Source organism: Nitrosomonas communis (assembly GCF_001007935.1).
Taxonomy (GTDB): Bacteria; Pseudomonadota; Gammaproteobacteria; order Burkholderiales; family Nitrosomonadaceae; genus Nitrosomonas; species Nitrosomonas communis.
On sequence record NZ_CP011451.1, the window covers coordinates 3,939,786 to 3,954,895 of the forward strand.

At 41.1% G+C, this 15,110-nt stretch carries 17 protein-coding genes; 7 read left to right on the plus strand and 10 right to left on the minus strand.

What is annotated here, in order from left to right; genetic code table 11:
* Positions 1 to 159: 159 nt before the first annotated feature.
* The 3 genes from AAW31_RS17895 (at position 160) to AAW31_RS17905 (ending at position 4,613) form a co-directional block, all read left to right on the plus strand.
* Positions 160 to 1,890, plus strand: a complete 1,731-nt coding sequence (locus AAW31_RS17895) for a PQQ-dependent sugar dehydrogenase (RefSeq protein WP_046851280.1) — start codon at positions 160 to 162, stop codon at positions 1,888 to 1,890.
* A gap of 688 nt (positions 1,891 to 2,578) precedes the next feature.
* A complete protein-coding gene (locus AAW31_RS17900) occupies positions 2,579 to 3,241 on the plus strand; it encodes a potassium channel family protein (protein WP_046851281.1) in 663 nt (220 codons plus the stop codon).
* Positions 3,242 to 3,245: 4 nt separating this feature from the next.
* Complete coding sequence (locus tag AAW31_RS17905; RefSeq protein WP_046851282.1) at positions 3,246 to 4,613, plus strand: TrkH family potassium uptake protein; 1,368 nt, start codon at positions 3,246 to 3,248, stop codon at positions 4,611 to 4,613.
* 56 nt (positions 4,614 to 4,669) lie between these two features.
* Here the strand turns inward: AAW31_RS17905 and AAW31_RS17910 are convergent, their stop codons facing one another.
* The 5 genes from AAW31_RS17910 to AAW31_RS17925 all read right to left on the minus strand — a co-directional run bounded on the left by AAW31_RS17910 (position 4,670) and on the right by AAW31_RS17925 (position 6,303).
* Entirely contained in the window at positions 4,670 to 5,083 is a 414-nt protein-coding gene (locus AAW31_RS17910) for a hypothetical protein (protein ID WP_046851283.1), read from the minus strand.
* Between the two features lie 4 nt (positions 5,084 to 5,087).
* Complete coding sequence (locus AAW31_RS22390; RefSeq protein WP_200899667.1) at positions 5,088 to 5,342, minus strand: hypothetical protein; 255 nt, start codon at positions 5,340 to 5,342, stop codon at positions 5,088 to 5,090.
* Positions 5,296 to 5,496 (minus strand): IS630 transposase-related protein, encoded by a 201-nt coding sequence (locus tag AAW31_RS22395; protein WP_200899668.1) that lies wholly within the window; start codon positions 5,494 to 5,496, stop codon positions 5,296 to 5,298. The genes AAW31_RS22390 and AAW31_RS22395 overlap by 47 nt, the downstream gene beginning before the upstream one ends.
* A 103-nt stretch (positions 5,497 to 5,599) precedes the next feature.
* Positions 5,600 to 5,992 carry an IS3 family transposase gene (locus AAW31_RS17920; protein ID WP_082110516.1) on the minus strand — a complete coding sequence of 131 codons (393 nt, stop codon included), beginning with the start codon at positions 5,990 to 5,992 and terminating at the stop codon, positions 5,600 to 5,602.
* An 8-nt stretch (positions 5,993 to 6,000) separates the two neighbouring features.
* The gene (locus tag AAW31_RS17925) at positions 6,001 to 6,303 is read right to left on the minus strand and encodes a transposase (RefSeq protein ID WP_046851284.1); all 303 of its coding nucleotides are present in this window, start codon (positions 6,301 to 6,303) and stop codon (positions 6,001 to 6,003) included.
* A 305-nt stretch (positions 6,304 to 6,608) separates the two neighbouring features.
* Between AAW31_RS17925 and AAW31_RS17930 the strand changes: the two genes are divergently transcribed.
* Together AAW31_RS17930 and AAW31_RS17935 are read left to right on the plus strand one after the other, a co-directional pair.
* Positions 6,609 to 6,998 carry a hypothetical protein gene (locus AAW31_RS17930; RefSeq protein ID WP_046851285.1) on the plus strand — a complete coding sequence of 130 codons (390 nt, stop codon included), beginning with the start codon at positions 6,609 to 6,611 and terminating at the stop codon, positions 6,996 to 6,998.
* Between the two features lie 189 nt (positions 6,999 to 7,187).
* Positions 7,188 to 7,502 (plus strand): hypothetical protein, encoded by a 315-nt coding sequence (locus AAW31_RS17935; RefSeq protein WP_144413019.1) that lies wholly within the window; start codon positions 7,188 to 7,190, stop codon positions 7,500 to 7,502.
* Between the two features lie 402 nt (positions 7,503 to 7,904).
* Here AAW31_RS17935 and AAW31_RS17940 read toward each other — a convergent pair whose 3' ends face one another.
* Positions 7,905 to 8,312: a hypothetical protein gene (locus AAW31_RS17940; RefSeq protein ID WP_046851287.1), complete on the minus strand. Its 408-nt coding sequence runs from the start codon at positions 8,310 to 8,312 to the stop codon at positions 7,905 to 7,907.
* Positions 8,313 to 10,019: 1,707 nt separating this feature from the next.
* Here AAW31_RS17940 and AAW31_RS20985 point away from each other — a divergent pair.
* Both AAW31_RS20985 and AAW31_RS17950 read left to right on the plus strand, forming a co-directional pair.
* Positions 10,020 to 10,238: a hypothetical protein gene (locus tag AAW31_RS20985; RefSeq protein WP_144413020.1), complete on the plus strand. Its 219-nt coding sequence runs from the start codon at positions 10,020 to 10,022 to the stop codon at positions 10,236 to 10,238.
* Between the two features lie 1,028 nt (positions 10,239 to 11,266).
* Entirely contained in the window at positions 11,267 to 11,683 is a 417-nt protein-coding gene (locus AAW31_RS17950; protein WP_046851289.1) for a hypothetical protein, read from the plus strand.
* Between the two features lie 319 nt (positions 11,684 to 12,002).
* Here the strand turns inward: AAW31_RS17950 and AAW31_RS19300 are convergent, their stop codons facing one another.
* The 4 genes from AAW31_RS19300 to AAW31_RS22930 form a co-directional block, all read right to left on the minus strand.
* Positions 12,003 to 12,233: a type 2 periplasmic-binding domain-containing protein gene (locus AAW31_RS19300; RefSeq protein ID WP_052752348.1), complete on the minus strand. Its 231-nt coding sequence runs from the start codon at positions 12,231 to 12,233 to the stop codon at positions 12,003 to 12,005.
* Positions 12,233 to 13,384 (minus strand): gamma subclass chorismate mutase AroQ, encoded by a 1,152-nt coding sequence (aroQ, locus tag AAW31_RS19305; protein ID WP_082110517.1) that lies wholly within the window; start codon positions 13,382 to 13,384, stop codon positions 12,233 to 12,235. The genes AAW31_RS19300 and aroQ overlap by 1 nt, the downstream gene beginning before the upstream one ends.
* 117 nt (positions 13,385 to 13,501) lie before the next feature.
* The gene (locus tag AAW31_RS17960) at positions 13,502 to 14,278 is read right to left on the minus strand and encodes a phosphorylase family protein (RefSeq protein WP_052752350.1); all 777 of its coding nucleotides are present in this window, start codon (positions 14,276 to 14,278) and stop codon (positions 13,502 to 13,504) included.
* Between the two features lie 313 nt (positions 14,279 to 14,591).
* Complete coding sequence (locus AAW31_RS22930; RefSeq protein ID WP_235264414.1) at positions 14,592 to 15,104, minus strand: hypothetical protein; 513 nt, start codon at positions 15,102 to 15,104, stop codon at positions 14,592 to 14,594.
* Between the last annotated feature and the right edge of the window lie 6 nt (positions 15,105 to 15,110).

Genomic DNA, 15,110 nt, shown 5'->3' on the forward strand with positions numbered 1-15,110 from the left:
TGATCCATTACTTATGTTTTTTCGTTCAAGCGCTACTCGACCAAAATAATAGCGCCACCCCATAACTGATTAATAATCTGAAGTCTCCAACCATCCTTATGTTTCAAGAGGCGAGGATTGAATCTGCAAAAACTCATTTGTGATATAGGGAGGTTCAACATGAAAATTTATTATTCTATTCTGTCTTTACTGCTATTGATATTCATTTCTACCAAATGGTCAGAGACTAATGCTAACCCAGCGACATCGCGTGAACCTTTGACTTCAGCATCAGAACAACGCCTTGATGATCCAATTCTAACGCCAATTCAAAGAGGATCAATCCGATTGAGATTGAAACAGATAGCGAGCGGGTTAACTGCGCCAAATTGGGCAACGCCTGCTCCAAATGACCCAGATCATTTATATGTTAGTGATCAGGACGGGAAATTATGGCGCATCAACCTTACCACTAACGATAAAGAAATTTTTCTGGATTTTTCCGATCTGTTGGTACCTTTAGGAGTGTCGGGAAGCAATTCATTTGATGAGCGCGGTTTTCTCGGTTTTGCCTTTCATCCCCAGTTCGTTGGAAATGGCTTGTTGTATACCTATACTTCAGAGCCCGCAGGCGAAAAAAGCGATTTTTCTACCATTCCTCCTGGCGCCAGCCCCAATCACCGCTCGGTAATCAGGGAATGGCGGCTAGATCCTAATAATTTTAATCAGGCCCAGGCTAATGTAAAAGAGATGCGAGTGTTGATGACTGTGGATCAACCCCAATTCAATCACAATGCAGGCGCACTTAATTTTGGCTCAGATGGCATGCTATATATTGCTTTCGGGGATGGTGGCGGTGCTGATGATCGTGATGGTCAGGATATTGGTGGCAGTCAAATGATAGGGCATGGTCCCAATGGCAATGGTCAGAATACCGGCAATCCTCTTGGTAAATTATTGCGGATTGACCCAGTTGGAAATAATTCGAATAATGGGCAATATGGTATCCCAAACGATAATCCTTTTGTCGGTTCAGACACTGCGCTTAAAGAGATTTATGCTTACGGTTTTCGTAATCCATTCCGCTTTTCATTTGATCCGGAAACAAATTTCCTTGTGCTTGCCGATGTAGGGCAAAACGATATTGAAGAGATTAATCTGGTTCAAGCTGGCAGGAATTATGGCTGGGGGTTAAAAGAAGGAAGCTTCCGTTTTGAGCCCAACGATAATGAACCAGGGTTTGTTACCGATGCTCAGATTGCAGGCAATTTCATCGATCCTGTCATTCAGTATGATCACAGCGAAGGTACCGCTGTCATTGGTGGTTTTATTTATCGTGGCAAGGCTATCCCTGCTTTAGAAGGTGTATATCTGTTTGGAGATGTAGCCAGGACTGGGAATGGCGATGGCAGGATATTTTATTCTAATGGTAGCAGCATCCTGGAAATGGATCTGACCGAGCATGCACAACCTGGCTTTTGGGTGCTTGGTTTCGGGCAGGATATCGATAAAGAGCTTTATGTACTCGGTAATATGACCGGTATTCCGTTCGAAACTACTGGTGCAGTGTATAAACTGGTGCCCAATGCCAGTTTTGATTCTGACGTTCTTGAGATACCCGCAGTTGATGTCAATTTTGATAACAATCATAGCGGTACTTTCCGTGCTCGTTTGCAGCTTGTCCAGGATACCCAACCACCACGCTTCGAGCTAACTCAAACTGAACAACTGGCTGATCGTTTTCGGGGAGACAACGCTAGCTTTAATCAAACCACTGGTGAGCTATCCATTCCGTTTGTCAATATCCGTGACACTAGTGATAATATATCCACTTTTGCTGCCCAGCTGCAATTAATCCCTGGCCTGCCAGTACTAACTTTTGAGTTAAAACAGTTTGTGCCTGTACGGTAAACGAATAGGAATAAATCTGTTCACTGATGCCCATTGATGTCTAGTTCCATTTCTAAATCTAAACTGACTTTGTCGGCTTCACCTTGCCGTATTATTGATACTGTCTGCGGCTCGCCTTCGTGTCATTTCTAATTTGGAAATAGAATTAGACGGGGATGTCTGCTTTCCGATTTTCGTCTCAGTCGACCCATACATAGTTATTCAATCTATGTTTAAGCGAATGCCGTTGTGGCAAGCTAAATTATTTGATAGCCAAGCGAATCGCAAACCCTTTCAGACTCACTTGATATTGGAAGAGATTGAATCATGCTATTTCAGATGCATATCGATATAATTCTTTTCCGCAAGGGTAAGTTGCGCATAAGCCATAAGGTCTCTCGTCAGCGGTATGCCGGAATACCTTTTACCATACCTTGCTCTTGGCTGCTTCGGTTAGCAATGATCCCAGCTTGATAGACGAGTTATGCACTTATGATAGGAATTCATCAAGCACAATTTCTTCTTATGCATAGAAAAACATAAATTGATTACACCAGACTAATACATGGAATCCATGAGAAAGCGAAGTTAATACGATTGAAAAATTTCTTCTATTTTCAACTCCATGCCATCTTGACACGGCAAATAGAATTATTAGTCACAGGACTGTAAGACACTTCAATAATTTAATTTATAAATTCTAAGAAATATGAAAAATCAACTCAGACAATTCGCAGTAATAGGTTTGGGCAGGTTTGGTTCTGCAGCTGCACTAGAACTGATGCGATTTGGTCATTCAATTATTGGAATTGACATTGATGCAAAAATTGTAAACAAGCTGGCAGATCAATTGACTCTCGCTGCAATAGCAGATGCTACTGATGAGAATGCTCTTAAAGATTTAAATATCTCCAATTGTGATGCAACTATCGTAGCAATTGGCGAAAGTCTGGAAGCCAGTATACTTTGTGTGCTGTTGCTAAAAAATATGGGAATGAGTGAGATATGGGCCAAAGCTTCTTCCAAACCGCACCATACTATACTCTCAAGAATTGGAATTTCTCGCATTGTGCATCCCGAAGAAGAAATGGGTATGAAAGTAGCACAATCACTTAATTATCCAATGGTTAATCATTACATGCCCATTGGCTACAACTTATATGTAGTTGAAATAAAAATAGCAGAGAAATGTCACGGTATTTCTATCCAAGACTTATTAAAAGATGTTCGTGATTCTATCGACCCATTATTAGTACGAAGAAAAAGAGAAACTATAAAACCCATTGAACCAGATTTTATTTTGGAATTGAATGATTCTCTGGTGCTATCCGGTTCATTGGATATTCTCGCCTCAATTGCTCCGAGGTTATAGAATAGTGAAGCCGTGGGACCCTCATGTACTACCTTACAAACATATCATCGCAGCAAAAAAGAATTTACTCAACCTCAGCCCACCGGCAGTTTTATTTCTAGGTTTTGCATTGCTGATTGCTATTGGTACTGTTTTACTGAAACTTCCTATCGCTTCGCATAGTGAAACCAGTTTGTTGCAGTCAATTTTTACAGCAACCTCCGCTGTAACAGTCACAGGATTAATTTTACTCGACACCGGCACCCATTTCACCTTGTTTGGGCAGATTGTCATTGCGCTGCTGATTCAAGCAGGAGGCTTGGGGTTTATGACTTTTGCTATTGTTGCGGCAGTAAGCCTAGGCGCAAAATTAGGGATTGGTCAGCAGGTAGTTGTACAAGAAGCATTTAACCAAACCAATCTGGAAAAGGTTATTTATATTGCAAAATATGTGCTGATTTATTCCCTGTTTATAGAGCTTACTGGCTTCATATTGCTTGTTTTAACCTGGTTTAATGAGCTGGGGTTAAGCACAGCCATCCATCATGCTTTTTTTTACACAATTTCCGCATTCAATAATGCTGGTTTTGCTTTAAGCAGCAATAGCCTAACTCCTTACTTTAATAACTTATCAATTAATTTAGTGATCACTGCACTTGTTATTATTGGAGGCATAGGTTTCTTAGTCTTAATTGATATAAAAACACAGAAAAGTTGGCATAGGCTCAATGTTAATACCAAAACTGTATTATTGAGCACGTTCATAATCAATATATGCGCATTCACGCTCATATGGGTTCTTGAAGTCAAAAATCCTGCCACCCTTGGTCAGTTATCTATCCTTGATCAAGCATTAACAGCCTGGTTTCAAGCGGTATCCCCTAGAACTGCAGGTTTTAATACTGTGCCGATAGAAGAATTAACTCAAGCCACAACGACTCTCATGATTTTATTGATGTATATTGGTGGAGGATCGTTAAGTACAGCCAGTGGACTAAAAATTGGCACTTTTGTTGTTCTCATAATGGCAACTTATGCTTTTTTACGACGAAGAGACGATGTTGTAATTCTTCAGCGTACCGTACCGCCAACACAGGTTATGAGAGCACTTGCATTGGCCATCGTATCAATTATTATGATATTTATAGGTATATTTATCCTGACACTTACTGAAAATGCGCAATTTATTGATATCGTTTTTGAAGTTGTATCGGCTTTAAGCACTGTTGGATTGTCTAGGGGCTTAACTACCCAATTAAGTATAACAGGTGAAATCGTGATAATTTTTTTTATGATTATTGGGCGTGTAGGACCACTAACATTTGCCTATTTCTTTGCTTCTCCAAAGAAAAAATATATCAAGTATGCAAATGCTGATATTCAGGTTGGTTAACTTTATTATCATTTTACTAATAGGAATTAATAAAGAACCACAAAAGCAAATATGGATCAAGTATGTTTGATCCGCTCCCGCTGCTCCTCCCACAGCACCGGCAGATCCACCGCCAAATCAAACAGCGTGATATGATTTTGCAAAGTATCATCCAGAATGGAAGCGATGATGTCAGGCGCAAGCGTAGTCAGGTTCACCATGCGACTGACGTAACTGCTGTCGACTCCTTCACGAGTAGCAATCTGTTTCAGCGATTTGACTTTCCCCGACTCGAGCATAGCAAGCCAACGGTGACCTCTTGCCAAGGCTAATTGCAACGATGTTGCCACCGTGTCCCAAGGTCGAGTCTTGGCAATTTCGCTGTTGGGTAACGTGACTAACTTACGCCCACTACGGCACTTCATCTGAATTGGTACGGACAAGGTCAGTCTGCCATCACTTGCTTGGTGGTTCGGCCTGTTGCATGCCAATCTTTTACGCCATGGACGCGCTCACCCACTGGCGCATAGCCATGCGTGCGTAGTATATCGTGCGCAAAGCCGCTTTCATCAAAGTAAATGATGACGCGGCCTCGCGCTCATAGCCTTCAATTTTTTGCTGGAAGATACGCCGCCCTTCTTCGCTGGCTTTGGGGTGACGCAGGCTTTTTTTATAAGTCACACTCAGACGCTTCAAAGCGTGATTAATGCCTTGCTTGCTGACTCCCAGCCGCCTGGTACGCTCGAACACGCTCGTACTGATACGCGTCTGGATAATTCTTGACGTCCTGCGCCAACCTCTCCATGTTGATCTTGGTGGCAGGCTTGTTACGGGTTGTCTTGGGATCGGGAGTCTTGATCCAACGCGTCACACTGGCCACACCTACGCAAAAACGCTTGGCCACTTGCGCAATTGGGAGGTTCTCCTTCTCCGAACGGATAATATTTTACGGCGAAATGATATCGGATAGGTCATCTGTAAATTACAATCAATTTATAGGGGATATGCTATATCGCTGACCCACGCTTTCTCAAGTGCGCTAACAACACAAGCTCTCTTTTCAGAATATTGGGTGCAAACGGCAAATGATGTTTAGAATAGGTCGTGACCTTGAATTTACGCTTTTGCTTACAACGCAAATTCAGCTTCTTGCGGAGCACTCGGACACGGTATGCTGTAATCTGTACCCCCTGACCTACCAATTCGCTATGCAAGCGTTTCACACTGTAGGTCTCTCGGGTGCGTTGTTGTGCTGCCAGTATTTCTATTACCAGCCGTGCATTTTTCTGTTCACGTTCACAAGGTGGGCGAATATTCCACGCATGAAATCCGCTCTCTGAAACATCGAGTACACGGCACATAAGTGCAACGGGGTATTGCTGTCGCAGCGTATCAATCATGCCGTATCTCACCGCGACTCCCTCGCGAAATAGGCCGCACACTTTTTTATGAAATCTCGCTCCATCTTGACTTCTGCCAATTCACGTTTAATCCTGGATAACTCTAATTCAAGCTCAGTCAGTGAACTCTGCTTTTTACCTACAGTTGTGAGTTCGCCTTGCCAGTCAGCATAAACCCAGTTCTTTAACGTTCCCTTAGGTAAAGATAGTCCTTTTGCTGCTTCAACCAGCGTCAATCCACTTTCTTTAAAAAACTTAACCGATTGCTCACGAAACTCTTGGCTATATCGTGTGCGGGGTAATTGTTCCATCTATATCTCCATTTCATGTCTATATTTTATGAAATTTGGACTCCATAAAACTCAGCATACCTCACGAGCCAGAATGCTCTAAAACATGGCATGCATATTAACCATGAAGAAATAAGAAGTGGCAATGCAAAAGCATAGAAAAATACTGGAACAGCTATTATGAAGCCCTGCAATTATTTCCAATAATTTTCTTATTGAATAATGCTGTGCTCCCAGACAGGATGGCTGTTATACTTTATTTTTATGCATTTCTCATGATCTCTATGGTTATTGGAAGTCCTAATTAGACAGGACTGACTGTTAGAATGAAAAAAATAATTGCGTTATTTCTACTTTTTTCTCTGTCGGGCACGTTATATGCAGCCGGACCGTATGATGGCATTTACTCAGTAATCGTTAGTGGCGTTACTTCAGGCTATGCCACAGTACATGAAGTAAATAATAAAATGGTTGTGATTATAGTTGACCCCATGCCTAATACTCCATGGGAGCCAATGATTGGTACCCGAAGAGGTAACAGCGTTTCTCTAACAAATGTTGTCGGCGTAAGTTCTTCTGATATTCAGCTAAAAGTAACTGTTAATTTCAATGACAATGGTCCCTCAACAGCCACTATAGCTTCGTGCGTCAATGGCATTTCTCATGTGTGTCTATTTCCGACTGGCTCAAAATTTAACTTAGAAAAATTATTTTAAGGGCGATCTTATTCTTTTTAGCTCTTAATTGAAGTATCCTACCCTATAACTTTTCTCACACTTATGCAAATAAGATATAAGCATTCGCAATTCTATTTTTCAGATTATTCAGCTTGTATTCATGATATTCACTGTAAAGTTATTACTAACAGAAGTCATTCTAATAAATAACGATTAAAGAGGTGCAACATGAAAACAAGAACTAATATAAATATGCGAGTAAAATTTTTATCTGTTATGTTATTAAGCGTTGCTTTAGCAGCGCCCATGGCAGCTGAGGCCAAAAAAGGCCATCGTCATCATCACCGCCATCATACCCATCATCATCACCATCATGGCCATCAGAGCCATCATCACCGTCATACCTACTCTAATCATTACAACACGCAGAATATTTATTACAACCAACCCTATCCGCCCGCGCCCGCATATGGCATAGCAGCGGGCAGGTATTTTTTAGGTGTTAATACGGGCAATGTCGGTTTTGTGTTATCAGGCTATTAACTTGGATATCTCTCTAGGCTGGTATTAAATCGAGATCACGAATAGAGAGCGTCTTTACAAATATTTTTAAGGTTTTGATTGAAACGCAATGCTGGCTGGTATTTTTGGTTTCTATTCTATAGTGTGAAGCTTTATAAAATACAGTTTGTGCCTGGATATCAAGCGAGTAAAATTAGTTCATAAACCACTCATAAATAATGTATATGTTATAGCTATTAATCAGGCGGTAATAAGGCTTTAGATTTATGAAAGCCTTATTAACAAACATATCGAGTCCATTAACAAGCTTGTCATTTATATAAACACCCTATTGGGGTTGATGAATGAGACAATTGTGATAAATGGAATAGTTGCTGAGCAGAGCCCGCCAGATAATTCATAATCTGGCGGGTTTTTATTAAATTATACTATCACCACCACTTTCTGAAAAAGCGGATTAATAATTACTGATAAAAAAGCATCCCGGTCTTTTTTGGTGTCAAATTCATAAATATGCCCTTGATGTTCGGGAGACTCATCACATAATGAGCGATCAGGACAAGATAAAATTGCATAATGCTTTTTTACTTCTTCGGTTTTATGCTCCTCCAATTTTCGTAATAATTGAGATAATGAGCAGTTTATTTTATCGTAAAGGTCTCTGCCATTCTCCGTCAGCACACCTATCTCATCATCGTTAGTTAGCCGAACTAGATCGGATAATATCGCAGTAAACCGTTCTAACTTGGCGATGTCGGTTTCAAGCTGCTTTGCTATACTTTTGGTTGAGATATTGACCGGCTCTGTTGTCGTAATATTTTGCATAGTCATTTTTACATCTTCTTAGTTACACCAGAGGATAATCTACAGCATGTAGCATCATAGCTACTTGATTAATGTCAAAGAATATGATGTAAAAGTGATAAATAGATAAGTAAAGCGTTGCCCGGTTGCGTGCACGGATTATTCCATTTCTAAATCAAAAATGACGCGGAGGCGAACCGCAGACAGTATCAATCATACTGCAAGGTGAAGACGACAAAGTCAGTTTTGATTTAGAAATGGAATTAAACCCCTGAATCGAGGCGCCTTCCTTAGCTGTGAATGATTTACTTCTTGGTAGTGTTGTGTGCAAGTGTATCTGTGATGCTTTTCATTTTGTATTTTCCAATCAATAATGATAAAAAATATATACTTAATACCTAACAAAAGAATTTAATATTATTTTCTGCGGCTTTTTTAAAATTTATAAGAATATTTTTATGTATGCATAATAAGATGATACTTTGCGGTTACAGCTCCATACCAAATAATCATTTCAGTAAATTTCTAAATGTGTACTAGCTCTACAATATCAATTCGCTGTATTACCCAGATTTAAGGGCATCTTTAAAAATTCAGAGTTCTCAACAAGACAAGGCAAGAGCAAAAAATGTTGAATCCGCCTATCACTGATAGGTAAGGAAACATTCTTTGTAAAGAATGAAATACTGTGACGAGACAAGGTAAGCAGGCAACCAGCGAAGCGGATGCTCGCAGATATCAATTTTTAGAGGTGCACTTAATAAGGATTGTTTGTTCTTTATAGTATAGCAACGTATCTGAATTACCGTTATGTCAGATACTGTCAAATGCCATAGATATCGTCGTACTACCATACACCATAACGCTCAATCAAAAGATAAGCCATGATCAATCACCCTTCAGCCTTTGTTGCGCCATTTATAAATAATAAAATGCAGGGCAATCAAATCATGACCAGCAAGAATAACTTATTTAGGTCAATTCATTAGGTCCTTTTAGATGCTGCTCGGCAATATGGTTTAAGCAGAAATCAAACTAAACGCCTTCTCAATAATATGAAGCGTCCAGGCAATCACAAGTTTTATCAAGATAAGTTAAGGTATTGCCATAATGATTTTGTTTCCCCATATATTATGACAACGTCGATATACAGTATTTACCAAACTTAATCGCTTAAAAACAAAGCCAGCAATGCCAAGCAAAAAGATATGTTTAAGCACCTACTATGAATTTATAAAATGCTCATGGAATAATTTTTCAAAACAATACTAAAGTTCCACCAATTACTACCGTTAAGATAATTGTCGCTTAGTAACGACAATTATAACTCTTTGATAAGTAAAACAATGAAATTCCCACGGGATACCCCCTTATTCAGTGGGAATTTCTTATTTGTATTAAATTAGATTACCAATAAGGAACCAATCCATTCTCTGAAATTTTCATGCTAATACCACGCCTTACCGTAATTTTGCACAAGCAATCTAGAAAAACAGTTTTTTATGCTTAATTTACATACTATGCGATTGAAATAGACGATTTAATCCTCTATAACTCTCACTCAGAATAACGATCTTCTAATTTTCTTGATAATTATGAAAGCTAGGATATGAGCATTTTCAATCTTATGTTTTTATTCTATTCAGACTGTTCAGCTTCTATTCATGATATCCAGGATAAAGTTAGCACTAACAGAAGAAATTGTGATCAACAGAAAAATCAGGGAGATATAGCATGAGAGCAAGAACAAAAATGAACACGCCAGTAGGATTACTATCTGTAATATCATTGAGTGCTGCGTTAGTAGCGCCCACGATGGTTGAAGCCAGACGAGGCTATCATCACCATCATACCCAGCATCATCACCATCACCATAACCATAACCATAAACATCATCACCATAACCATAAACATCAGCATCATTACAACACACAAAATATTTATTACAGTTAACCTTACTACCCAACCGTGCCTGTATATGGCGTAACACCAGGCAGGTATTTTCTGGGTGTAAATACGGGTAATGTTGGCTTTGTGTTGTCGGGCTATTAAGACGAATATTTCTCCAGGCTGGCGTCTACATGAAGAATACATGAATCATTAGCGGTACTTTTCTAGGTTTCAAAGGCTAGTTTCTACTTTAATATGGGAAGCTTTATAAATTAAAAGTTTTTCAAGATATATAAAGATATAAAAGAGTGTGAAATTTTGCTTATCTATCATCAACTAGGCAGCATGAATTCTATAATCATTAACAAAAATAAGCTGGAGCATAATTTTTATGACAATTTTAACAAACAATATCTTGGTGACATTATCAAGCTTATTATTTGCAAAAAAACCTCAATGGGTTGACGATTGGGAGGATTGCGATGAGTGGGATGAGTGCTGCCCAGGCTGTTGAAAATAAATCAAGTAAAATCAAGTATTCTGGCACCAGCAGGCTTGCCTTGCTTTCTGGAGAACCAGGGTTGTTCTCTTTGAAAAATTAAACGGATAGGTACAGGACAATGTTTTCTTTAAAGAAATTCTAAAAATTTAATCGACGCTCCCCTGCCCTATTTTCCTAAATCTCCTCAGAAAAGGAATAAAATACTTATTTACTTATTGATACCTAGCAAGAAAAATTGACGACCCATTTAAAGCCCGAAAAATAAAAATCATTATGTTAGAATGTTTTTGTGATATTTTGCGGTTATGATTCCGACATCAGCTTAACATTCAAAAAGATTAGAAATATTCCATAATTCCTTAATACTCAAGGATTGATTGGTTATTTTATATCCATGATAATACATAAGCTAATAATATCAGCCTGCAAATGGTTGGTATATTTATCAGTATTTGCTAATATCAAAATTCAGATATCAATAAATTACTAAGTGCCAGTAATATTTGGTACTTTTTTATTTTAAACCAGTGGATATTTACTAACTTGCGTCTAATTTGAGAACGCTATTTTAATGAGAAGAGCATTTACCATGAAAAAATTACTTTTTGCCATTTTAGTTTCTATGATATTTGCAAATAATCTTTATGCGAAAAAAAGCAAGGGGAGCGTATCAAAAGGATCATTTAGTTCCAAGCAAAGTAGTTCTCAACCTGCTACCACCCAACAAAAGAGCGCTACTACATCAAATCCCTCGACATCAACCCAAGCACAAACACCTAATACGCCAGCTCAGAATCCATCATCAGCGACCAGCTCAAGTGCATCCACAGCTGCACCAGCACCTAGCGCACCAGCTCAAAATCCATCAATGCTTCAATCAGTCATGCCAGCTTTAGTGGGTGGCGCAGTAGGAAGTTATGTCGGCAGCAAATTAGCCGATGGCGGGGATAATGAAAACTTAGAAGAAAAAGAAGCAAAGAAAGAAAACGAACTTTTAAACCCATAAGCATATCATTCCATCCCTTATTTAAATCCGAAGAAACCACCAGGAGGATAGGTTTTCTCAGTGGTTTCTAATGTGAATTCATAACACCTAGCACTCGACATCTTTTCAACTGTTACCTTTACTCACGCAAATAACTGCTGAAGTAATGGATTTGCTTGCAAAAATGTTGATTAAAAGCAAGCCAAGCGACATCCTCATTCCAATTCTAAATCAAAAATGACGCGAAGGTGAGCCGCAGACAGTATCAATAATACGGCAAGGTGAAGCCGACAAAGACAGTTTTGATTGAGAAATGGAACTACGGACAACATCAATCTGCTCAACGTTTAATAGCCGATGAGTTTTCGGAAGAAAAAGCATCCTTAAGTCGCTGGCTGACTTTCCCGCTTTCCCGTTCTGCGCTCAGCCAGGCATCCACCTTTGTGATCAACTTTGGATCGCATGCTATTAAAAGCGCCTTATCGTACTGGGTAAAGACCTCAGCGGTCGCCCGGCATAGCCTGGAATCGCGCTGCGTCTGCAAATCTACCTCCACATCGTTGGTCACCATCAATCTGCACGGCCGGTAGCGATTTCTTCAAATATCGTCCGATTATCGGTGTATAGAATGGGCTGCACATTGTGTAAGTGTTCTCGAACAAAGCGCTCGTTTGTCCCACCGGGATTCACGATCACACGCACACCCGCTTGGTTGATCTCATTTAGTGAACCAAACCGTGACTCAGTTCCACATCGTACAATTGGCGTCTTGCCACCTCTATAATACGGAATGGAGAACGATCCAATTGGAGCCCGTTCAGTGGTAATGCTAATCCCGCCAATCGCCAGATCGAAGCGGTTGCCCTGATAGTCAGTCATTAACGTAGCCCAGGTCGTTCGAACGAACTGAGGCTCGGCATCAAGAAAGGCCGCAAGCGAGATGGCCGCAGCGATATCAGCGCCGGTGAGCATGCCCCTCGACTCCAGTGTAAAAGGCGCATAGTCACCTGTCGTGCCAATTCGCAGTATTCTGCTTGCTGTAATTCGCTGCAGTGCCGGAACTGGCATCAGCCGCAGCCGCGCGAGCGCATCGAAAAGTGCGTTGATATCCCGTTCTTCCACCCTCCGCTGTGCAATGCTATGCGCTGATCCAGCGTAATAGCTATGGAAATCCTGGCGCTGAAACTCGGGCATCGCAAGATAAATGGTCTGCATCAGTTGAACGCCGAGTTTATCCAATTGCGGACGCAGCTCTGCGCTCAGATCGAGTGGCGCTGCTGGCACAACCCCCGCAGCGGTCCATTGGTCGATGAATCGCTGTTGCATTTCGCGCGCTAGTCGCATCTGCAACGTAAACAGCTCACGTACTGGTTCGGCAGAAATGCCGAATGTCTGTGCTTGAGCCACCGTCGCCTCGAGCACAGAGCTTTCCCTAACGTCATCAAGAACTGGGCGCTGATGTACATACTTCCATGCAGCAACTGCTTGCATCAATTCAAGACGTTTATCGATCAGAGCAAAAATTTGCCGAACCTGATCTTCCTGATCGAGAAAGCTGAATTGGGCAACCGCGGTATTTGCAAACAGCACAAGCAAGGCACATAGGATGCAGGAGAGTTTTCTAACAGCAATGCACCAGCTGGCAAGGGCATCATGATACGTGCCTCTGAGTATAGGTGATAGGAATCCCTTTTCCATCCAGCGGTATGTATTAAAAGTCATCTATATTGTCTTTAGAGTCAAGCAACCACGTCGCAGCAGGAGATTTAATTTCAGATCGGGAATATCCACCAGCGCTTACTCGTCCAGCACAGGCTATGCCACAAGCCATTTTCAAACTCACCTCGGCAACTTCTGCTGATGTTCAATGACGGCGGTTTTCTCGTCGGTACGGGCAAATGCATCGATAACCGCCAAGGTTTTCTCAGTCAGGTTAGTGACAGCCATGGCAAAGTTCTTTTGAAACTCGCTCGGTGCGTCGGGGTGAGTGTCGATCAAATCAGTGATCGACTTGATGGCAAACATCGGCGTGCCGGTGATATAACCTACCCAGGCGACAGCAGTAGCTTCCATTTCCTTCACAACCGCGCCATGAGACACGATCGCAGCCAGATCCTGTTCAGTAAAATCAAGCGAGTTGTCGCTGGAAATATTGCCGAGTGGCAGGCTAAGCTCACGTGCCAAATGGCTAACATCCAGTGACGGATAAGCGCCTTTCCCGAACTTGTCCCAGCCGGGAAGCGGGATACGATGATCATGAAAGTAAAAAGTTGAATCGCTTAAATAAACCCTTCCAATGGAGGCGCCATGTTTAGCAAAACTACCGGCAGTGCCCGCACTCACTAATACAGTGGGATGAAATTCTGTCACGGTTGCAAATGCAGCAACCGCTGCCGGCTCCGTGCCGATGCTATCCACCTCATAGCGAGGATCCTTTCCTGGGATAGTAATAGTCAGCTCAAGAGGATCTGTCGGATGATCTCGATAGCTGCCTCGATAAAACTTCAGCGGCAGACGTTCATAAAACGGACGAGGGACAAAGGGTCTCAATGCCAGGGCATCGATCAAACCCTGTGCCTCGGATTCCATCGCCATAATAAAGGAAAGCTTAGGCATACACGCGATTAATATTTGAAATTTGATATAGAGAAAGGAGAAAAATGTGGACGACGCGAGTGATCAAGCTTCTGAATGAAGGGTAAAAATTATTAATTTTTTTACGCAAAAATATACGCAAAGGCTGATGTTTAGTCAAACTCACTACCAAATGAAAAGACATCAATTATTTGGTAGAGACTATGGTATTTCCCAGTCTTCCACATCGCCAGCAACGCTATAAAACAAGGGATGAAGTTCAATTTCTGTGGTGTTCTTAAATTTTTGTATAAATTTTGATCTTTATTTTTTATTTTTATCCTAAATTCCTCTTTTAACCCGAATTAGAAGCCAAATGAAAGGTTGGCAAATCGAGAACTGGTAGATTTTTTGGTCCGGCTGCAAAGATTTTGTCGATAATGTAGCGTACCAAGGTAGGCCAACGTTCCACTTTTGGCAACTGAGGCGCATTTGCTAGAATGAAATCAAAACCCTTAGGGATACTGCTGATCATTGTTTTGATTTGATCACCCGCCTCATGAGTTAATGTAAGCAATAGTCGAGATTGACCTGCATGTCGAGTCAGACGAGCAACCCCATTTAGTAGTAAAGGGCGACTGGTAATTGCTTCCAGATGTGTTTTGGGGTGTGCCAGGCGAACATACCCGCTCCACCAGTTATAAATGAGCGCGACTGCTCGTGCTGAGAGGTTACAGCGCTCCAGGTCATGAGTGGTATAGCCACCCCAACCCCATTGGTTTTTCAACTCATCAAAGCCATTCTCGCAATCTGCCCGATCCCGATACCATTGACCGAAGGCTTCCAATGAATAATCAGCATTGGTCACTAAAAC